We start from the raw sequence: 20,927 nt of genomic DNA, 5'->3' as shown, positions 1-20,927 counted from the left end.
CCCTCATGATCACCCCTCCGGGGCGTGATGGCCACCCATTCGGCAAGGTCCGTGGGACAAGCTTGTGACGACAGGAGCGCATCCCCACAAGCGGAATCCAGAGTTCCGATCGACGTCATCCCTGCGTCCCGGTGGGTTCGTCGATGAAGTGCCAGGTCAGAGACGCGGCGCGGCCGACCCCTTGTCGACAAAGGGATCGGCCGCGAAATCGATGTACGACACACCTCGATACGAGGAGATCTCACACAGATGATGGATCACCGATGGGCCGAATGATCCATACGCTGTGGATCATCCGTTCGATCAAGCGAGGGCGACGAGATCCGCGTAGTCGGCGCCCCACAGGTCCTCGACACCGTCCGGAAGCAGGATGATCCGCTCCGGCTGGAGCGCCTCGACGGCACCCTCGTCGTGGGTGACGAGGACGACCGCGCCCTTGTAGGTGCGCAGCGCCCCGAGGATCTCCTCGCGGCTGGCCGGGTCGAGGTTGTTGGTGGGCTCGTCGAGGAGCAGGACGTTCGCCGAGGACACCACGAGCGTGGCCAGGGCGAGGCGGGTCTTCTCGCCGCCCGAGAGCACACCGGCCGGCTTGTCGACGTCGTCTCCGGAGAAGAGGAACGAGCCCAGCACCTTGCGGACCTCGACGAGGTCCATGTCGGGGGCGGCCGAGCGCATGTTCTCCAGGACCGTGCGGTCGGGGTCGAGGGTCTCGTGCTCCTGGGCGTAGTAGCCGAGCTTGAGGCCGTGGCCGGGGACGACCTCGCCGGTGTCGGGCGTCTCGACGCCGCCGAGGAGGCGCAGCAGGGTCGTCTTGCCGGCGCCGTTGAGGCCGAGGATGACGACCCGGGAGCCCTTGTCGATGGCCAGGTCGACGTCGGTGAAGATCTCCAGGGAGCCGTACGACTTCGACAGGCCCTCGGCCATCAGCGGGGTCTTGCCGCAGGGCGAGGGCTCGGGGAAGCGGAGCTTGGCGACCTTGTCGGACTGGCGGACCGCCTCCAGGCCGGAGAGCAGCTTGTCGGCGCGGCGGGCCATGTTCTGCGCGGCGACGGTCTTGGTGGCCTTGGCGCGCATCTTGTCGGCCTGCGCGTTGAGGGCGGCGGCCTTCTTCTCGGCGTTGGCGCGCTCGCGCTTGCGGCGCTTCTCGTCGGCCTCGCGCTGCTGCTGGTAGAGCTTCCAGCCCATGTTGTAGACGTCGATCTGGGAGCGGTTGGCGTCCAGGTAGAACACCTTGTTGACGACCGTCTCGACCAGGTCGACGTCGTGGGAGATGACGATGAAGCCGCCGCGGTAGGTCTTCAGGTAGTCGCGCAGCCAGATGATCGAGTCGGCGTCGAGGTGGTTCGTCGGCTCGTCGAGCAGCAGCGTGTCCGCGTCCGAGAACAGGATCCGGGCCAGCTCGATACGGCGGCGCTGACCACCGGAGAGCGTGTGCAGGGGCTGGCCGAGCACCCGGTCGGGCAGGTTGAGCGCGGCGGCGATGGTGGCGGCCTCGGCCTCGGCGGCGTACCCGCCCTTGGTGAGGAACTCGGTCTCCTGGCGCTCGTACTGCTTGAGGGCCTTCTCGCGGGTGGCGCCCTGGCCGTTGGCGATGCGCTGCTCGTTGTCGCGCATCTTGCGGATCAGGACGTCGAGGCCGCGCGCGGAGAGGATGCGGTCGCGGGCGAGGACGTCGAGGTCGCCGGTGCGGGGGTCCTGCGGGAGGTAGCCGACCTCGCCGGAACGGGTGACGGTGCCCGCGGCGGGGATGCCGTCGCCGGCCAGGACCTTGGTGAGGGTGGTCTTGCCGGCGCCGTTGCGGCCGACGAGACCGATGCGGTCGCCCTTGGCGACGCGGAAAGAGGCGCTCTCGATGAGGATGCGGGCACCGGCGCGCAGCTCGATACCGGAGGCGGAGATCACGGACAGACTCCAGGGCGGACTGGGATTGGCGGGTGGGCGGCTGAGGACGTTCCCGCCGTCTAATGCGCGAGGAGAATGGCCATGGGCCAAGTCTAACGGGGCGAGGCAAGCGCTTTTTCTGCGTGCGGGCGTTCGAGACGGTCGCCGGGGCGGTCGTCGGCCAGGGGTCTGCGGTGCGGGGCGATGCGGCCGAACGCGTCGAGGGCGATGACCTGCGCGGTCCACGCGCCCTGGGCGCAGGGCTGGGCGACGAGGAGCGCGCCCGCGTGACGAACGGCACGTTCGGGCCGGAACGCGCATCCCTCGCGCGCGGGCAGCATCCAGCGGAGGTCGCCGTCGGAGGTGCGGTACGCGGTGACGCGGTCCGGGGTGACGACGGCGAGGATGCCCGGCCCCATCGGGCGCAGGACCCCTCTCCCGCCGTGCGCACGGAGCCAGCCGCCGACCCCGGGCAGGGCCCGGTGCCAGCGCACGCGGTCCCCCCGGCCGCCGGTACCGGTGACCACCCCGTCGTCCCAGACGGCCATCGCGACCCCCCGCGCCCCCACCACGGCGACGGGCCACCGTCCCTCCCGCGCGTACCGCCACCGCACGTCCCCGTCCGAGGGTCCGTACGCCTCGACGGCGGCACCCCGCACCCGCACCGCCGGGGCGGCCACCGCGCCGGGCCCGGTGACGGTGAGGTGATCTCCGTAGGGGGTGGGGCGGACGTGGTGGGCGGCGGCCGGCAGCAGCACTGCGAGGAGGCCGACCGCGAGGACGGCGATTCCGCCCCTCGGCCGAACGGTCACCCGTACCCCCACCCCCTGCGACACCCGGCCTCGGACAGGCGCAGAGCGTAGCCAGGTGGCGAACGCGTGGGGGGACCCCGTCGCGGGACACGGCGGGTGGGGGTGGGGTGTCGCTCGTTCGGAGGTCGGGAGGGGGGTTGGAGGGGGTGGGGGCGGGGGCGTTGCTGCTCTCGGGGCGTTGTCAGTGGCGGGTGCCAGACTGAGCAGCGGGCCGGGAATACCGGAGGACGGACGACATCGAGGCACATCCGGACACAGGGGAGTGATCGGCATGGCGGGTACGGGCGGCGGACGACCGAGCGTCTTCCCGACGCTGCTGTACGCGGACGCGAAGGCCGCGATCAAGCAGCTCACGGAGGCCTTCGGCTTCACCGAGCTGTCGGTGTACGAGGGTGAGAACGGCACCGTGCTGCACGCCGAGCTGGTGCAGGGCAACGGCGCGGTGATGCTCGGCTCCAAGGGCCGCGGCGGCGTCTTCGACACGGCGATGAAGGGCGCGGGCCCCACGGGTGTGTACGTCGTGGTGGACGACGTCGACGCACACCACCAGCGCGCGGTCGATCACGGCGCGGAGATCCTGATGCCCCCGACGGACCAGGACTACGGCTCGCGGGACTACATGGCCCGGGACGCCGAGGGCAACATCTGGAGCTTCGGTACGTACGCCCCCGAGACCGGGGCCTGAGACGACCGGGGCCTGAGACACCGGGCTATCCCCCGGTGTGCACCTGGAAGGCGGCCCGGCGCACGGCCTTCGCGAGGGCCGGGTCGGGATGCGCGGCGGCGAGGGCGACCAGCACCTGCACGGTCCGGGGGTGTCCGACGGCGCGGACCTCGTCCAGCAGCTGGGGCACGGTGGGCTGCACCGCGGACTCCAGGTGCCGTACGAGCATCGGCGCCTCCCCGTGGTCGGAGACGGCGGCGGCGGTGTCCACCCACAGCCACGTGGCCTCCTCCCGGGTGAGCACCTCGTGCGCGTCCTCGGGGTCGGCGCCGTCGTGCTCGGCGAGCCACAGCAGGGCGTACGGGCGCAGCGTCGGCTCGTCGACGACGGCGCGTACGTCGGGCTCGGCGGGGGCGCCGACGACGCGCAGCGCCTCGAAGGCGAGGCCGCGCAGCAGGGCGTCCTCGCCACGGGCGGCGTCGATGAGTTCGGTGACGGCGCTGCCGACCGTGCGGGCGGCGAGCCAGGCCCGGTATTCGGCACGGGCCGCGTTGGGGCGCAGCTGGGCACAGCCGCGGAGCATGTCCTCGGCGCCCTGCTCGATGTTGCCGGCGGGGCTCTGCGCGGCCACGCAGATCTGCTCCAGCTTGACCCAGACCGCCCAGCTGCCGAGCGGGGTGAGCGTGGCCTGACCGTCGCCGCAGGTCAACGCGCCGACGGAGGCGAGGGCATGCAGGGACCAGTCGAGGAGCGGGGCGAGCGGGGCGACCTCGGCGGGCCGCGGCGCCTCGACGGCGGAGGGCGAGGAGAGCGAGGAGACGACGGGCCCGGAGGCGGCGGGCGCGGCGTCGCCGGGTCTCGTCGTGCCGGGCTCGTACGGGACCTCGCAGCGCTCGGTGCGCAGCTCGGTGACCCGCTGCTGGAGCAGGTCGAGGAGCTGCTCCACCGGGACGGGACCGGCGGACAGCTGGAGGAAGGAGAGCACCTGGGGCATGGCCGAGACGACCTCGGCGACGGCGGCGGGCTCGTGGTCAGCGGGTTCCGGTGAGGCGAGCGACCAGGCGTCGAAGAGCGCGACCCAGCCGCGCAGCACGGCGCTGTCGTCACGGTCCCAGGCGCGCAGGCGCCAGCCGGGGCGCGCGCTGTCGCCGTGCACCTCGACGAGGCCGGCCAGGCGGGCGGTGTCCCATTCGGCGCGGATCTGAGCCGCGGTCAGGCCCAGATCGGCGGCCGCGCGTTCGGCGGTCGCTTCGGAGAGGGTGGCCTTGCCGTCGGCGGTGCCGCCGGCGCGGCCGGGGCCCAGGGCGGCGTCTGCCCAGTGGGCGAGGCGGGCCGCGCCGGCCAGGCCGGAGCGCGCCATTCTGGCCAGTTCGGCGGGTGCGGGAGTGCCCTCGGGCGGCCGGGGGGCGGGGCGGCGCGCGTGCCGCTGGTTCATCGCTCTGGGGGCGGCGGCCAGGGGTCGCGGTCGGACGAGTCGAAGCCTGGAGTCGCGCGGGATACGGGACGTCACGGGTGCAGTCTTCCGGTTGACGGTCCGAAAACCCAAACGGAATGTCACGGCGGGCGACGGGGCTGGCCAACGCACGCGGTCCACCGGGGGCCGTAGAGGCGGGATCAGGCCAGTCGTACGGGGTTAAACGGAATGACGGGAACCGGTGTTTCCGGCTCGTGCGCCCCGGTGCTTCCGTCGTGTGCGCCCGGCGGGCGGCGGCTCACATCAGCGGGGTCAGGAAGCGCCGGAGCCGCTCCTCGTACTCCTCGGGGTCGGCGTTCCACATCGCTCCGTGCGGGGCCCGCGGCACGGTGTGCAGGGAGACCCGGTCGGGGCGGCGGGCGGCGAGGAGGCGGGAGTACTCCCAGGGGGCGACCTCGTCGTCGGGGCCGTGGATGATCAGCGTGGGGACCTTGATGTGTCCGGGGTCGGCGCTGTCGGCGAGGTGGTCGGCGTGCAGGCCGGCCCGGCCCTGGGCGGCCCGCACCGCGAGCGGCAGCAGCGCTTCCGGGGTGTGCCGGGCGGTGGCCAGGGCACGCAGGGTGGCCTCCCAGTCGAGCACCGGCGAGTCCAGGACGAGGCCGGCGACACGGTCTCGGACCGCGGAGTACGCGGCGGCGCGCAGGGCCATGGTGGCGCCGGTGGACCAGCCGTACAGGATGACGCGGCGGGCGCCGTAGCGGACGGCGTAGCGGATCGCCGCGTCCAGGTCGCGCCACTCGGTCTCGCCGAGGTGGTTCAGGCCGTCGGTCGGGCGGGGTGCGCCGAGGTCGCCCCGGTAGGCGAGGTCGAGGACGGGCAGGCGCCTGCGGTGCAGGGACTCCATGACGTTCATGGGGTGCTCGCGGGTGGTGCCCAGGCCGTGCACGGTGATCACCCAGATGTCCCGGGCGCCGGGCACGAACCAGGCGGGCAGGGCGCCCAGCTCGCCGGGGATGTCGATGTCGGCGTGGTCGAGGCCGAGGGCGGCGCTCGGGTTGCCTATGTGGATGTTCGGGGTGAGCCAGACCCGGTCGCCGGTCTGCAGGGTGCCGTGGGTGACGCGTCGCAGGCGGCGTACGACGGTGTCGGCGCTGTGCTCGGCGGACTCCAGGACGGGGCCGACGACCGCGTGCGACCCGTCGCCGGAGAGGCCGTAGATCCCGGGGCGCAGGGAGGCCAGGTCGCGGGTGAGGGTGATCCGGCCGGCGGCCGTGCCGTGCACGGTGAGCCGGGGTTCGGTGGGCAGCGGGCGGCCCGCGGGCGCCTTGAGCGCGGCGCCGCTGGCCATCCGTCCGACGACCACTCCGGCCGCGCCGGCTGCCAGAACCGCGGTGACGGCAGCGGCCGTCGCTTTGACAGTGCGCACCCGTCCAGTGTCCCGGCCCGCCTCCCGCTCGGCCAGCGGGCCGCCTTCGCGCACTGGCGCGGACCGGAGCGGAGGGGGCACCGGAGCGGACGGGGAGGCGTCAGGGGCGCTGGCCGTAACCCCGCAGGCGTTCGGCCGCCTGGGTCAGCTGCCGGTCGGACAGCAGCGACGGGGACCGGCCGGGCACGGAGGTCGCCGTCAGCCACAGCCGGCACATCCACTCCAGCTGGGCCGTGCGGTCGAAGGCCTGGTCGAGGGTGGTGCCGTAGGTGATGGTGCCGTGGTTCTGCAGGAGGCAGCCGGAGCGGTCGGCGAGGGCGCGGAGCATGTTCTCGGCCAACTCCTCGGTGCCGTAGGTCGCGTAGGGGGCGACCCGGACGGGGCCGCCGAGGGCGCCGGTCATGTAGTGGATGGAGGGGAGTTCGGGGACGAGGGTCGAGACGGCCGTGGCGTGGACGGCGTGGGTGTGCACGACGGCACCGGCGTCGGTGGCGCGGTAGACGGCGAGATGCATGGGCAGCTCGCTGGTCGGGATCAGGGTGCCGAGCACCTGCCGGCCGTCGAGGTCGACGCCGGTCACGTCGTCCGGCGTCAGCCTGTCGTAGGGCACGCCCGACGGCGTGACCAGCACGGTGTCCCCGACGCGCACCGACACATTGCCGGACGTGCCGACGACCAGTCCGTCGGACACCGTCCTGCGGGCCGTCGCGACGAGGGTCTCCCAGGCGTGCGCCTCGTCGTCACGCACACCACTGCGGTGCGGCTCCGGCACACCCTGTGCGCCGTCCCGGCCCTCGCCGCCGTCCCGTATGTCGCGCTGGTCCCGCCGCTGTTCCGCCATGCGCCGATCCTGCCAGGCGGCGTCTCGACGGATCCCCGGGGCGGGGCACTTTAGGCCGGAAGCCGCGCCTCCGAAAGACCGCATACAGCCATAAATCGCCCCGTCGGCATCCTTGGCCGGGGATCATCCGGAATTCAATGATCTTCCAGTAGCGTCTGGTCGCGCCGTGTCGTGCACGTCGCCATTCCGGGGGGAAACATGGCCCGCGATCACCAACCGTCCCGCCACCGCACCCGCGTCCTCGCGGCGTCCGCCCTGGCCCTCGTCACCGGGGGCGCGGCGGCCGTGTTCGCCGGCGTTCCGGCCGCCGCGGCCGGCCCGCCGAAGGGCCACGACGTCTCGTCCCACCAGCGGAACGTCGACTGGCCGAGCGCGAAGGCCAAGGGCGCCCGGTTCGTCTACATCAAGGCGACCGAGGCCACGGCCTACCGCAACCCCTACTTCGCCCAGCAGTACGACGGCTCGCGCGCCGCGGGCCTGATCCGGGGCGCGTACCACTTCGCCGTGCCGAACAAGTCGTCCGGCAAGGCCCAGGCCGCGTACTTCGTGCGGGGCGGCGGGGCCTGGACGGCGGACGGCTGGACGCTGCCGCCCGCCCTCGACGTCGAGTACAACCCCTACGACAAGAAGGACAAGTGCTACGGCCTGAGCAAGGCGCGGATGGTCGCCTGGATCAAGTCCTTCAGCGACGAACTGAAGCGGCGGACCGGCCGCCGCCCGGTGATCTACACGACCACCCACTGGTGGAACCTGTGCACCGGCGGCAGCGGCGCCTTCGCCGCGAACCACGCCCTGTGGATAGCCCGCCACGGCTCGGGGGACGCGGGGGCGCTGCCGGCCGGATGGTCGTACTGGACCTTCTGGCAGTACGACAACAGCGGCAGCCTGCCGGGTGACCAGAATCTCTTCAACGGGTCGCCGAACGGGCTGAGGACGTTCGCCCGGGGTGACTAATCAAGGCACGCCTGGGCCGTCCGGTCGAAACAGGGCGACAACCCCCGTCTCGCGACACCCTCAAGCCCCTCCCAGTTCACCTTCCGTTCACCCAGGTTGCCTACGGTCAACCGGCCGATGACCTCTAAAGATTGTCTGGGTAAATGGAAAACTTCTCGCTGATCCTCGCGATTGTGGTGGTAACCGCACTCGCGTTCGATTTCACGAACGGTTTCCACGACACCGCCAACGCGATGGCCACGACCATCTCGACCGGTGCACTCAAGCCCAAGATCGCGGTGGCCATGTCCGCCGCGCTCAACCTGGTGGGCGCCTTCCTCTCCGTGGAGGTCGCCAACACGATCTCCAAGGGACTCGTCGACGAGTCCGGCATACGTCCCGAGGTCATCTTCGCCGCGCTGGTGGGCGCGATCCTCTGGAACCTGGCGACCTGGCTGGTCGGACTGCCCTCCAGCTCCTCGCACGCCCTCATGGGCGGCCTGATCGGTGCCACCGTCGCCTCGGCCGGCACCGGCGCCGTCCACGGTGACGTGCTCGTCACCAAGGTGCTGCTCCCGGCGGTCGCGGCCCCGATCGTGGCGGGCCTGGCGGCGATGGTCGCCACCCGCTTCTCCTACGCGATCGGCAAGAACGCCGACGGCGAGGCCACCCGCAAGGGCTACCGCGCCGGCCAGATCGCCTCCGCCGGCCTGGTCTCGCTCGCGCACGGCACCAACGACGCCCAGAAGACAATGGGCATCATCACGCTGGCCCTGATCGCCGGCGGCTCCATCGCCCCGGGCTCGAACCCTCCCACCTGGGTCATCCTCTCCGCGGGTCTGGCCATCGCGCTCGGCACCTACATCGGCGGCTGGCGCATCATCCGCACCATGGGCAAGGGCCTGACCGACCTTCAGCCGCAGCAGGGCTTCGCCGCCCAGACCAGCGCGGCCACGGCCATCCTGGCCTCCTCCCACCTCGGTTTCTCCCTGTCCACCACGCACGTCGTCTCCGGCTCCGTGATGGGCGCGGGCCTGGGCCGCAAGGGCGGCGTGGTCCGCTGGTCCACGGCCACCCGGATGTTCGTCGCCTGGGGGCTCACGCTGCCGGCCGCGGCTCTGGTCGGCGCGCTCGCCGAGTCGGTGACCGACCTGGGTGACTGGGGCACGGCCGTGGTCGCGGTCTTCCTCGTCGCCGCCAGTGCCGCGATCTGGAAGGTCTCCCGCCGCGAGGTGGTCGACCACACCAACGTCAACGACACCGACGAGCCGGCCGGCGTGGTGACCACGGCGATCGCCGCCGTGACGCCTCCCCCGGCGGGCACCGTGGCCGACGGCCTCACCGCCACCATCCCGGCCCAGGCGACCGCCCCCGCCACCGACCCGGCCGTCCCGCCGACCGCCGCCGTCTGACCCCGAGCCCCGGTTACTAAGGAAGCATCAGCATGAAGATCGACTGGGCGGCCCTCGGCTCCGTCTTCGGCGCCAGCCTCGCCGTCACCGTGGGCCTCGTGGCCCTCTTCACCCTCGGCGTCGCCGGCCTCTCCCGCCGCGAACGCGCCGCCGCGCAGGGCGACTCCGCCGCCCTCGCGCTGACCGGAGCGTACGTGTGCTTCGCGACCTGCGCGGCCGCGGTGGCGTACGGCATCTACCTGATCATGGCCAAGGCCTGACCGACGTACGCAGGGCTCCTCCCCGATGCCTTCGGGGAGGAGCCTTTCGCATGCCCTCACACCGGTGCGGCCCCGGCCGGTGTGGGGTTCTGCACACTCTCCCCCTGCAGGTCAACAGCAAGTTGACGGCCCTTCCGGGCCCGTGGTGGACTTCCGGAGCCAAGTACGGCGGCAGAAGAGGAAGCCGGTGAGAATCCGGCGCGGTCCCGCCACTGTCACCGGGGTAGCAATCCCCGGGAGCCAGGAACTCTCACCGCCGGTCTCGTCGATTCAGGGCGTGGACACCCTGAGTGAGGACACATCGCCATGCTCTCTCGGCCGCCCAGGCACAGAACCGGAACGCTGCCCCACCCCGCGGCCGGCTGAGCCGATGCGTGCCGATCGCGTCTTCGCGTACGGCGCCGCCGCCGGACTCCTCGGTGACCTGCTCCTGGGCGATCCCCGCCGGGGGCATCCGGTCGCCGCGTTCGGGCGGGCCGCCGCGGCCGTGGAGCGGACGTTGTGGCGGGACCACCGGGGTTGGGGCGCGCTGCACACCGCCGTGTGCGTCGGCGGGGCCGTCGCCCTCGGGGCCGTGGGCGAGACGTACGTACGCCGCTGTGCCGCCGCCTCCGTCGCGCTGACCGGCGCCGCCACCTGGGCCGTCGTCGGGGGGACTTCGCTCGCCCGGGAGGCCGGGATCATCGCGCGTGCCCTGGAGGCGGGGGACGTCGAGGCGGCGCGGGCGCGGCTGCCGCATCTGTGCGGACGCGATCCACAAGCCCTCGACGCCGACGGGATCGCCCGGGCGGTCGTGGAGTCGGTCGCGGAGAACACGTCCGACGCCGTGGTGGGGGCTCTGGTGTGGGGGGCCGTCGCCGGCGTGCCCGGACTGCTCGGCTTCCGCGCCGTGAACACCCTCGACGCCATGGTCGGGCACAAGTCGCCCCGGTACCGGCGCTACGGGTGGGCCTCCGCCCGCCTCGACGACCTCGCCGGGTGGCCGGGGGCCCGGCTCACCGCCGTACTGGCCACCGCCACGGGCCCCGATCCGCGCGGCGCCCTGCATGCCTGGCGGGCCGACGCGCGCAGGCATCCGAGTCCCAACGCGGGGCCCGTCGAAGCCTCCTTCGCGGGGGCGTTGGGTGTGCGGCTCGGCGGAACGCTCTCCTACGGAGGGCGCTTCGAGCACCGGCCCGTGCTCAACTGCGGCGGCCGTGCCGTGGCCACCGAGGACATCGACCGGGCCGTACGGCTCTCCCGTCGGGTCGGTCTGCTCGCGCTCGGCGTCGGGGTCGCCGCGCGCGCCATCGCAGCGAGAGCAAGGGGGCGCAGGTCATGAACGGTGGTCTTCTCGTCGCCGGCACCACCTCCGACGCCGGCAAGAGCGTCGTGACGGCGGGGATCTGCCGGTGGCTGGTCCGGCAGGGGGTCAAGGTCGCGCCCTTCAAGGCGCAGAACATGTCCCTCAACTCGTTCGTCACGCGCGAGGGCGCGGAGATCGGGCGGGCGCAGGCCATGCAGGCCCAGGCGTGCCGGGTGGAGCCGACGGCGCTGATGAATCCCGTGCTGCTCAAGCCGGGCGGCGAGAGCAGCAGCCAAGTCGTGCTGCTGGGCAAGCCGGTGGGCGAGATGAGCGCGCGCGGGTTCTTCGGGGGGTCTGGGGGGTCGTCCCCCGGGAAAAGGCTGCACGGCGGGCACCAGCAGCGACTCCTCGGGACGGTTCTCGACTGTCTCGCCGAGTTGCGGGGCACGTATGACGCGGTGATCTGTGAGGGGGCCGGTTCGCCCGCCGAGATCAATCTGCGGCGGACCGACATCGTGAACATGGGGATCGCGCGCAACGCCCGCCTCCCCGTGCTCGTCGTCGGCGACATCGACCGCGGGGGCGTCTTCGCCTCCTTCTTCGGGACCGTCGCCCTGCTCTCGCCCGAGGACCAGGAGCTCGTCGCCGGGTTCCTCGTCAACAAGTTCCGTGGGGACGTGTCCCTGTTGGAGCCGGGGCTCGACATGCTGCACGGGCTCACCGGACGGCACACCTACGGCGTGCTTCCGTTCCGGCACGGGCTCGGGATCGACGAGGAGGACGGGCTGCGCGTCTCGCTGCGCGGGACCGTGCGCGAGTCGACCGTGTCCCCGCCCCTCGGCCAGGACGTGCTGCGCGTCGCCGTCTGCGCGATCCCGCTCATGTCCAACTTCACCGACGTGGACGCGCTGGCCGCCGAACCCGGTGTCGTCGTGCGGTTCGTGGACCGGCCGGAGGAACTCGCCGACGCCGACCTCGTCGTGATCCCGGGCACCCGGGGGACGGTCCGGGCGCTGGAATGGCTGCGGGAGCGGGGACTGGCCGATGCCGTCGTCGCAAGGGCCCGTGAGGGCCGGCCCGTTCTCGGCATCTGCGGCGGCTTCCAGGTGCTCGGCGAGCACATCGAGGACGACGTCGAGAGCCGCGAGGGTCAGGTGGACGGTCTCGGGGTCCTGCCCGTGCGGGTGCGGTTCGCCCGCGAGAAGACCCTCACCAGGCCCGTCGGCGAAGCCCTCGGCGAGCACGTCGAGGGGTACGAGATCCACCACGGGGTCGCCGACATCCACGGCGGAACGGCCTTCTTGGACGGCTGCCGGGTCGGCCAGACCTGGGGCACGCACTGGCACGGCTCACTGGAGTCGGACGGTTTCCGGCGGGCCTTTCTGCGCGAGGTGGCGGCCGCCGCGGGGCGCCGCTTCGTCCCGGCCCCCGACACCTCGTTCGCCGCGCTGCGCGAGGAGCAGCTCGACCGGCTCGGCGACCTGATCGAACAGCACGCGGACACGGACGCGCTCTGGCGGCTCATCGAGTCGGGCGCGCCACAAGGACTGCCTTTCATTCCACCGGGAGCGCCCGCATGAGCACAGTGTTGTTGTTGTCGACCGCCGACACCGATCTGCTGGCGGCACGGGCCTCCGGCGCCTCCTATCTGATCGGCAACCCGACCCGGGTCGACGTCGCCGAGGAGCTCCCGGAGCTCGTCCGGCAGGCCGACCTCGCCGTCGTCCGGCTGCTCGGCGGCAAGCGGGCCTGGGAGGAGGGGCTCGCCGCGCTGAAGGCCGCCGGGATCCCGACCGTGCTGCTGGGCGGGGAGGCGGTGCCCGACGCCGAGCTGATGGCCGAGTCGTCCGTGCCGGCCGGTGTGGTGGCCGAGGCGCTGCGCTACCTGGTCGAGGGCGGCCCCGCCAACCTCACCGAGCTCGCCCGGTTCCTGTCCGACACGGTGCTGCTGACGGGCGAGGGCTTCGCCGAGCCGCAGAAGATGCCGGAGTACGGCGTCCGCGGCGAGCGCGTCTTCGTCGAGGGCCGGCCGACCGTCGGCGTGCTCTTCTACCGGGCCCACGAGCTGAGCGGCAACACCGCCTTCGTCGACACCCTGTGCGAGGCGATCGAGGCGCGGGACGCCAACGCCCTTCCCGTGTACTGCGGTTCGCTGCGCGGGGCCGACGCCGGGCTGTACGAGATCCTCGGCCGGACCGACGCCCTCGTCGCCACCGTCCTGGCCGCCGGCGGCACGCACGCCTCGCAGGCGTCGGCCGGCGGCGACGAGGAGGCCTGGGACATCGGTGCCCTCGCCGACCTGGACGTCCCGGTGCTGCAGGGCCTGTGCCTGACCTCCTCCCGGGCCGCCTGGGACGAGTCCGACGCGGCCCTCTCCCCCATGGACGCGGCGATGCAGGTCGCGATCCCGGAGTTCGACGGCCGCCTGGTCACCGTGCCGTTCTCCTTCAAGGAGCAGGGTGCGGACGACGTCCCGGTGTACGTCGCCGACCCCGAGCGGGCCGGGCGCGTCGCCGGAATCGCCCTGCGGCACGCGCGGTTGAAGCACAAGGAGAACGCCGAGAAGAAGGTCGCGCTCGTCTTCACCGCGTACCCGACCAAGCACTCGCGGGTCGGCAACGCGGTGGGCCTGGACACCCCGGCCTCCGCGGTCCGGGTGCTCGACGCGCTGCGGGATGCCGGCTACTCCCTCACCGAATACCCCGACAACGGCGACGAGTTGATCCACCGGCTCATCGAGGCCGGCGGCCACGACGTCGAGTGGCTCACCGAGGAGCAGCTGGCCGCCGCGCCCGCGCGCGTGCCGCTCGCCGACTACCGGGCCTGGTTCGACAAGCTCGACCCCGAGCTGCGGGACGCCATGCTTCAGGCGTGGGGCGAGCCACCGGGCAGCCTCTACGTGGACGGCGACGACATCGTCCTCGCGTCGCTCCGGTTCGGGAACGTCGTCGTGATGATCCAGCCGCCGCGCGGCTTCGGCGAGAACCCGATCGCGATCTACCACGACCCCGACATGCCGCCCTCGCACCACTACATGGCGGCGTACCGCTGGCTGGAAAACTCGTTCGGCGCGGACGCGATCGTGCACATGGGCAAGCACGGCACGATGGAGTGGCTGCCGGGCAAGGGGCTGGGGCTCGGCAAGGGCTGCGCGCCGGACGCGGTCCTCGGCGATCTCCCGCTGATCTACCCCTTCATCGTCAACGACCCCGGCGAGGGCACCCAGGCCAAGCGGCGCGGCCACGCCACCGTCGTCGACCACCTGGTCCCGCCGATGGCCCGCGCCGACACCTACGGCGACCTGGCCAAGCTGGAGCAACTGCTCGACGAGTACGCGCTCGTCTCCGACCTGGACCCGACGAAGGCCCCGGCCGTCCGCGCCCAGATCTGGACCCTCGTCAAGGCCGCCGAGCTCCACCACGACCTGCACATCGACGAGCAGCCGGACGAGGACGACTTCGACGAGTTCGTCATGCACATCGACGGCTATCTGTGCGAGATCAAGGACGTGCAGATCCGCGACGGTCTGCACATCCTCGGCGGCGGCCCGGTCGCGGAGCCGCGCGTCAACCTGGTCCTCGCCGTGCTGCGCGCCTCGCAGGTGTGGGGCGGGCAGGCGAACGCCCTGCCGGGGCTGCGGGCCTCGTTGGCCGAGCACTTCGGGCTGGTGGAGAAGGAGCTGCTCGCCGAGCCGGGCGCGCCGGTGAAGGTGCCGGTGGAGCTGACGGACCTGGTCGACGGCCCCTCGCGCACCGCCGCCGACGCGATCGACCTGCTGGAGCAGCTGTGCCGGCGGGTCGCGGAGGGGATGGAGGAGCGCGGCTGGGACGGCGCGACGGTGCCGGCCCTCGTCCGTGACGTCCTCGGCGCCGAACTCCCCGACGCCGTCGCGGTGCTGGAGTTCGCCTGCGCCGAGGTCGTGCCGCGGCTCGCCAGGACCACGGACGAGATCGGTCACATCCTCCGGGCGCTGAACGGCGGTTACGTCCCCGCCGGTCCCTCCGGCTCGCCGACCCGCGGCCTGGTCAACGTCCTGCCGACCGGCCGCAACTTCTACTCGGTCGACCCCAAGGCCATCCCGTCCCGGCTGAGCTGGGAGGTCGGGCAGTCGCTGGCCGACTCGCTGGTGCAGCGGTATCTGCAGGACACCGGCGAGTACCCGAAGTCCGTCGGCCTGACGGTCTGGGGTACGTCCGCGATGCGCACCCAGGGCGACGACATCGCCGAGATCCTGGCGCTGCTGGGCTGCCGTCCCGTCTGGGACGACGCCTCGCGCCGGGTGACCGGCTTCGAGATCGTGCCCCTGGCCGAGCTCGGCCGGCCGCGCATCGACGTCACGGTCCGCATCTCGGGCTTCTTCCGCGACGCGTTCCCGCACGTGGTCGGGCTGATCGACGACGCGGTGCGGGCGGTGGCCGAGCTGGCCGAGCCCGCCGACCGGAACTTCGTGCGCGCCCACGCCGACGAGGACACCGCCGAGCACGGCGACCGGCGGCGCGCGACGGCCCGTATCTTCGGCTCCAAGCCGGGCGCGTACGGCGCCGGTCTGCTGCCGCTGATCGACGCCCGCAACTGGAGAAGCGACGCCGACCTCGCCGAGGTGTACGCCGTCTGGGGCGGTTACGCCTACGGGCGCGGGCTCGACGGGCGGGCGGCACGCGGGGACATGGAGACCGCGTTCCGGCGGATCGCCGTGGCCGCGAAGAACGTCGACACCCGCGAGCACGACCTCGTCGACGCCGACGACTACTTCCAGTACCACGGCGGCATGGTCGCCATGGTCCGCCACCTCACCGGGGCCTCCCCGGAGGCGTACGTCGGCGACTCCGCCGTACCGGACCAGGTCAGGACCCGCACCCTCGGCGAGGAGACGCACCGCGTCTTCCGCGCCCGCGTGGTCAACCCGCGCTGGATGGCGGCCATGCGGCGGCACGGCTACAAGGGCGCCTTCGAGATGGCGGCGACCGTGGACTACCTGTTCGGCTACGACGCCACGGCCGGGGTCGTGGACGACTGGATGTACGAGAAGCTCAGCGCCGAGTACGTCTTCGACCCGGAGAACCGGGACTTCATGAAGAAGTCCAACCCGTGGGCGCTGCGCGGGATCACGGAGCGGCTGCTGGAGGCGGCCGAGCGCGGGCTGTGGGCCGAGCCGGACGCGGAGACGCTGGAGCGACTGCGCGCCACCTACCTGGAGCTGGAAGGCGACTTGGAGGGCGACGAGAAGTGAGTACCCCGTTTCCGTTCACGGCCGTCGTCGGCCAGGACGACCTGCGGCTCGCGCTGCTGTTGAACGCCGTGTCACCGGCGGTCGGCGGCGTGCTGGTGCGCGGCGAGAAGGGCACCGCCAAGTCGACGGCCGTACGCGCTCTTTCGGCGCTGCTGCCCGAGGTGGACGTCGTCTCCGGGTGCCGGTTCTCCTGCGACCCCGGGGCGCCGGACCCGGCGTGCCCGGACGGGCCGCACGAGCCGGGCGCGTTCGAGTCCCGTCCGAGCCGGATGGTCGAGCTGCCCGTCGGCGCCTCCGAGGACCGGCTGGTCGGTGCCCTCGACATCGAGCGGGCGCTCGCGGAGGGCGTGAAGGCCTTCGAGCCGGGCCTGCTGGCCGACGCGCACCGCGGGATCCTCTACGTCGACGAGGTCAACCTGCTCCACGACCACCTGGTCGACCTGCTCCTCGACGCGGCCGCGATGGGCGCCTCGTACGTCGAGCGAGAGGGTGTCTCCGTACGGCACGCGGCCCGTTTCCTGCTCGTCGGGACCATGAACCCCGAAGAGGGCGAGCTGCGGCCGCAGTTGCTCGACCGGTTCGGGCTGACCGTGGAGGTCGCGGCCTCCCGCGAGCCGGAGCAGCGGGTGGAGGTCGTGCGGCGGCGGCTCGCCTACGACGACGACCCGGCCGGCTTCGCCGCGCGCTGGGCGGACGAGGAGGCCGCCGTACGGGCCCGGATCGTGGCCGCGCGTGCGCTGCTGCCGTCCGTGCGGCTGGGCGACGGCGCGCTGCGGCAGATCGCGGCGACCTGTGCCGCCTTCGAGGTGGACGGCATGCGGGCCGACATCGTGATGGCGCGTACGGCGACCGCGCTGGCCGCGTGGGCCGGGCGGACCGAGGTGCTCGCCGAGGACGTACGGCAGGCCGCGCTGCTCGCGCTGCCGCACCGGCGTCGGCGCAACCCCTTCGACGCGCCGGGCCTGGACGAGGACAAGCTCGACGAGACGCTGGAGGAGTTCGGGGACTCCGCCGACGACGAGGATCCCGACCCGGACGGGTCCGGCGGAGGCGGTGGGGGCGGCGGGCAGCCGGCGCCGGACAGCGGCCCGCAGGGCGGTGACACCGGGGCGCGGCCCGAGGAGGGCGAGGGCGGGCAGCCGCAGGCGTCCGGCGCCGCCGAGCAGGCTCCGGCCCGCGCCGCCGAGCCGTTCCGTACGAGGGTGCTGAGCGTGCCCGGACTCGGTGAGGGTGCCGCCGGGCGGCGGTCACGGGCGCGGACCGAGCACGGGCGGACCACCGGGGCCCGGCGGCCCCGGGGCACGCTCACCAAGCTGCACCTGGCGGCGACCGTCCGGGCCGCGGCTCCGCACCAGCGGGCGCGCGGACGCTCCGGGCCGGGGCTCGTGGTGCGCCGGGACGATCTGCGGCAGGCCACCCGCGAGGGGCGCGAGGGAAACCTGGTGCTGTTCGTGGTCGACGCCTCCGGTTCGATGGCGGCGCGGCAGCGGATGAGCGCCGTGAAGGGTGCCGTGCTGTCGCTGCTGCTGGACGCGTACCAGCGGCGGGACAAGGTGGGATTGGTGACCTTCCGCGGCAAGGACGCGCAGGTCGCGCTGCCGCCGACCTCGTCCGTGGACGCGGCGGCGGCCCGGCTGGAGTCGCTGCCGACGGGCGGGCGGACGCCGCTCGCGGCCGGGCTGCTGCGCGCGCACGAGGTGCTGCGGGTCGAGCGGCTGCGGGATCCGGCGCGGCGGGCGCTCGTCGTGGTGGTGACGGACGGGCGGGCCACGGGCGGCCCGGAACCGGTCGCCCTGGCGGGGCGTGCGGCGCGGCTGTTCGCGGCCGAGCAGGTCGCCTCCGTGGTCGTGGACTGCGAGTCGGGGCCGGTGCGGCTGGGGCTCGCCGGGCAGCTCGCGGGTGAGCTGGGCGGTACGGCGGTGACGCTGGACGAGCTGCGGGCGGACAGCATCGCCGGGCTGGTGCGGGATGTGCAGGGCAACAGCAACAGGAGGGCTGCGTAATGCCGCAGGGACAGCCGAGTGTCGTACCGGACGACGGACTGACGACCCGTCAGCGCCGCAATCGTCCGCTCGTCGTCGTGCACACGGGCATCGGCAAGGGGAAGTCCACCGCCGCGTTCGGGCTCGCGCTGCGCGCCTGGAACCAGGGGTGGCCCATCGGGGTTTTCCAGTTCGTCAAGTCGGCCAAGTGGAAGGTCGGCGAGGAGAACGCGCTGCGCGTGCTCGGCGCCTCCGGCGAGGGCGGGACCGTCGACTGGCACAAGATGGGCGAGGGCTGGTCGTGGGTGCAGCGCGACATCCAGGGTGACAACTCGACCAACGAGGAGAAGGCCCGGGAGGGCTGGGAGCAGGTCAAGCGGGACCTGGCGGCCGAGACGTACAAGCTGTACGTGCTCGACGAGTTCGCGTACCCGATGCACTGGGGCTGGGTCGACACGGACGAGGTCGTGTCGGTGCTGCGCGACCGGCCCGGCACCCAGCATGTGGTGATCACCGGGCGGAACGCGCCGCAGAAGCTGGTCGACTTCGCGGATCTCGTCACCGACATGTCCAAGGTGAAGCACCCCATGGACGTGGGCCAGAAGGGCCAGAGGGGCATCGAGTGGTGACGTCCGTGCCCCGGCTGGTCATCGCCGCGCCGTCGTCCGGCAGCGGCAAGACCACCGTGGCCACGGGGCTGATGGCCGCGCTGACCGGGCGGGGGCTCGCCGTGTCCCCGCACAAGGTCGGTCCGGACTACATCGACCCCGGGTATCACGCGCTCGCCACCGGGCGCGTGGGGCGCAACCTCGACGCGTACCTGTGCGGGCCGGAGCTGGTCGGTCCGCTGTTCGCGCACGGCGCGCGCGGGTGCGACATCGCGGTCGTCGAGGGTGTGATGGGGCTGTACGACGGGGCTGCCGGGGAGGGTGAACTGGCGTCCACCGCCCAGGTGGCGAAGCTGCTGCGGGCGCCGGTGGTGCTCGTCGTCGACGCGTCGGCGCAGTCGCGGTCGGTGGCCGCGCTGGTGCACGGGTTCGTGTCCTGGGACCCGGAGGTGCGGGTCGGGGGCGTGATCCTGAACAAGGTCGCCTCGGACCGGCACGAGGAGTTGCTGCGGGACGCGTTGGACTCCGTCGGGGTGCCGGTGTTGGGGGTGTTGCGGCGGGCGCCGCAGGTGGACACGCCGTCGCGGCATCTGGGTCTTGTGCCGGTCGCCGAGCGGCGGGCTGAGGCCGTGGAGGCCGTTGCGGCGATGGGTGCGCAGGTCTCCGACGGGTGTGATGTGGACGGGCTGGTCGCGCTGGCGCGCAGTGCGGGTGTCCTGCCCTGTGCGACCTGGGATGCCGTCGAGGTCCTGGGGGCTGCCGCCCCCAGCCCCCCGCTTCGGCCTGAACGGCCTCGTCCCCAAGCGCCGGACGGGCTGGAGAATGCCGACCGGCATCGGGAAGCACCAGTCATTGCCCTCGCCGGCGGGGAAGCGTTCACCTTCTCCTACGCCGAGCACACAGAACTGCTCACCGCCGCCGGAGCCGACGTCGTCCCCTTCGACCCGCTGCGCGACGAGCGACTGCCCGACGGGACACGCGGGTTGGTCATCGGCGGGGGCTTCCCCGAGGTGTACGCCGCCGAGTTGTCCGCCAACGAACCGCTCAGGAAGGCCGTCGCCGAACTCGCGCTCGGCGGTGCTCCCGTCGCCGCCGAGTGCGCCGGGCTGCTGTATCTGTGCCGGGAGTTGGACGGGCGGCCGATGTGCGGAGTGCTCGACGCCACCGCCCGCATGAGTGAACGGCTCACCCTCGGCTATCGCGACGCCGTGGCCGTCGGCGACAGTGTGCTCGCCGCCGCCGGGACCCGGATGCGCGGGCACGAGTTCCACCGCACGGTCGTCGAGCCCGGCTCGGAGGCGGCTCCCGCCTGGGGTGTGCGCGCCCCTCGACGGCGGGTCGAAGGTTTCGTACAGCAGGGTGTGCACGCGAGTTATCTGCACACGCACTGGGCGTCCGCGCCCGGTGCGGCCCGTCGGTTCGTGGAGAGGTGCCGGACGTCATGAGCAGCAGGCTGATCGGAGTCGGAGTCGGTCCCGGTGACCCGGAGCTGGTGACCGTCAAGGGCGTCAACGCCCTGCGCGCGGCCGCTGTCGTCGTCGTACCCGTCATGGACACGGGTGAGCAGGGCCGGGCCGAGGCGACCGTGCTGCACTACGTGCCCGCGGAGAAGGTCGTCCGGGTCGTGTTCGCGCTCAACGAGCGCAGCGACCGGGCGCGGCGGGAGGCCGCCTGGGACGCGGCCGGCGAGCGGGTCGCCGAGTTGCTCAGGGAGGGCGGTTCGGTCGCCTTCGCGACCATCGGCGACCCCAACGTGTACTCCACCTTCACCTATCTCGCGCAGACCATCACGGAGCTGGTGCCGGGGACGGGTATCGAGACCGTGCCCGGGATCACCGCCATGCAGGATCTCGCCGCGCGGTCGGGTGCCGTCCTCACCGAGGGCACCGAGCCGCTGACGCTCGTACCGGTGACCGCCGGGGCCGCCGTGCTCAAGGAGGCGCTGAACGGTCCCGGAACCGTCGTCGCGTACAAGTTCGGGCGGCAGGCCGGGGAGGTGGCCGAGGCGCTGCGGGAGACCGGGCGGATCGGCGATGCGGTGTGGGGGTCGGCGCTCGGGCTGGCGGAGGAGTTCATCCGGCCCGCCGCCGATCTGGACGGGACGCCGCTGCCGTACCTCTCCACGCTGATCGCGCCCGCGCCGCGCTCGAACAGACGGGGCGGCAAGCTGTGAGCGGGC

16 protein-coding genes and 1 riboswitch are annotated in these 20,927 nt (G+C 72.9%); of the genes, 11 read left to right on the top strand and 5 right to left on the bottom strand.

Annotation, left to right across the window (positions count from 1 at the left end):
* Positions 1-303: 303 nt before the first annotated feature.
* Positions 304-1,902 carry an ABC-F family ATP-binding cassette domain-containing protein gene (locus tag ACWGKT_RS09970; RefSeq protein ID WP_356143005.1) on the bottom strand — a complete coding sequence of 533 codons (1,599 nt, stop codon included), beginning with the start codon at positions 1,900-1,902 and terminating at the stop codon, positions 304-306.
* A gap of 92 nt (positions 1,903-1,994) precedes the next feature.
* On the bottom strand, positions 1,995-2,693 hold the full coding sequence (locus ACWGKT_RS09965) for a hypothetical protein (RefSeq protein ID WP_453273182.1): 699 nt from the start codon (positions 2,691-2,693) through the stop codon (positions 1,995-1,997).
* Between the two features lie 271 nt (positions 2,694-2,964).
* Between ACWGKT_RS09965 and ACWGKT_RS09960 the strand changes: the two genes are divergently transcribed.
* The gene (locus ACWGKT_RS09960; RefSeq protein ID WP_235459617.1) at positions 2,965-3,378 is read left to right on the top strand and encodes a VOC family protein; all 414 of its coding nucleotides are present in this window, start codon (positions 2,965-2,967) and stop codon (positions 3,376-3,378) included.
* 25 nt (positions 3,379-3,403) lie between these two features.
* On the opposite strand, the gene ACWGKT_RS09955 is transcribed toward ACWGKT_RS09960, so the two are convergent.
* From ACWGKT_RS09955 to ACWGKT_RS09945, 3 genes are all read right to left on the bottom strand, one after another.
* The gene (locus tag ACWGKT_RS09955; RefSeq protein ID WP_453273181.1) at positions 3,404-4,867 is read right to left on the bottom strand and encodes a hypothetical protein; all 1,464 of its coding nucleotides are present in this window, start codon (positions 4,865-4,867) and stop codon (positions 3,404-3,406) included.
* A 202-nt stretch (positions 4,868-5,069) separates the two neighbouring features.
* The gene (locus tag ACWGKT_RS09950) at positions 5,070-6,197 is read right to left on the bottom strand and encodes an alpha/beta hydrolase family protein (protein ID WP_453273180.1); all 1,128 of its coding nucleotides are present in this window, start codon (positions 6,195-6,197) and stop codon (positions 5,070-5,072) included.
* Positions 6,198-6,297: 100 nt separating this feature from the next.
* Positions 6,298-7,038, bottom strand: coding sequence for a class II aldolase/adducin family protein (locus tag ACWGKT_RS09945; RefSeq protein ID WP_356143015.1), 741 nt, complete (start codon positions 7,036-7,038; stop codon positions 6,298-6,300).
* 198 nt (positions 7,039-7,236) lie between these two features.
* Between ACWGKT_RS09945 and ACWGKT_RS09940 the strand changes: the two genes are divergently transcribed.
* From ACWGKT_RS09940 to cobI, 10 genes are all read left to right on the top strand, one after another.
* On the top strand, positions 7,237-7,992 hold the full coding sequence (locus ACWGKT_RS09940; protein ID WP_453273179.1) for a lysozyme: 756 nt from the start codon (positions 7,237-7,239) through the stop codon (positions 7,990-7,992).
* 143 nt (positions 7,993-8,135) lie between these two features.
* The gene (locus ACWGKT_RS09935) at positions 8,136-9,383 is read left to right on the top strand and encodes an anion permease (protein ID WP_453273178.1); all 1,248 of its coding nucleotides are present in this window, start codon (positions 8,136-8,138) and stop codon (positions 9,381-9,383) included.
* Positions 9,384-9,415: 32 nt separating this feature from the next.
* Complete coding sequence (locus tag ACWGKT_RS09930; RefSeq protein ID WP_356143021.1) at positions 9,416-9,643, top strand: hypothetical protein; 228 nt, start codon at positions 9,416-9,418, stop codon at positions 9,641-9,643.
* Between the two features lie 129 nt (positions 9,644-9,772).
* A riboswitch (cobalamin riboswitch) is annotated at positions 9,773-9,912 on the top strand.
* A gap of 101 nt (positions 9,913-10,013) precedes the next feature.
* Entirely contained in the window at positions 10,014-10,964 is a 951-nt protein-coding gene (locus tag ACWGKT_RS09925) for a cobalamin biosynthesis protein (RefSeq protein WP_453273177.1), read from the top strand.
* Positions 10,961-12,508, top strand: a complete 1,548-nt coding sequence (locus ACWGKT_RS09920) for a cobyric acid synthase (protein WP_453273176.1) — start codon at positions 10,961-10,963, stop codon at positions 12,506-12,508. Before ACWGKT_RS09925 ends, ACWGKT_RS09920 begins: the two co-directional genes overlap by 4 nt.
* On the top strand, positions 12,505-16,158 hold the full coding sequence (gene cobN / locus ACWGKT_RS09915; RefSeq protein ID WP_453273175.1) for a cobaltochelatase subunit CobN: 3,654 nt from the start codon (positions 12,505-12,507) through the stop codon (positions 16,156-16,158). The genes ACWGKT_RS09920 and cobN overlap by 4 nt, the downstream gene beginning before the upstream one ends.
* Positions 16,155-18,161: a putative cobaltochelatase gene (locus ACWGKT_RS09910; protein WP_453273174.1), complete on the top strand. Its 2,007-nt coding sequence runs from the start codon at positions 16,155-16,157 to the stop codon at positions 18,159-18,161. The genes cobN and ACWGKT_RS09910 overlap by 4 nt, the downstream gene beginning before the upstream one ends.
* The gene (gene cobO / locus ACWGKT_RS09905; RefSeq protein WP_235459606.1) at positions 18,161-18,769 is read left to right on the top strand and encodes a cob(I)yrinic acid a,c-diamide adenosyltransferase; all 609 of its coding nucleotides are present in this window, start codon (positions 18,161-18,163) and stop codon (positions 18,767-18,769) included. Before ACWGKT_RS09910 ends, cobO begins: the two co-directional genes overlap by 1 nt.
* Complete coding sequence (locus tag ACWGKT_RS09900; protein WP_453273173.1) at positions 18,763-20,193, top strand: cobyrinate a,c-diamide synthase; 1,431 nt, start codon at positions 18,763-18,765, stop codon at positions 20,191-20,193. The genes cobO and ACWGKT_RS09900 overlap by 7 nt, the downstream gene beginning before the upstream one ends.
* Positions 20,190-20,921: a precorrin-2 C(20)-methyltransferase gene (cobI, locus tag ACWGKT_RS09895; protein ID WP_453273172.1), complete on the top strand. Its 732-nt coding sequence runs from the start codon at positions 20,190-20,192 to the stop codon at positions 20,919-20,921. Before ACWGKT_RS09900 ends, cobI begins: the two co-directional genes overlap by 4 nt.
* Positions 20,922-20,927 lie beyond the last annotated feature (6 nt).

This window comes from Streptomyces sp. NPDC054794 (assembly GCF_053611585.1).
This window is presented reverse-complemented; position numbering and strand designations above follow the sequence as displayed.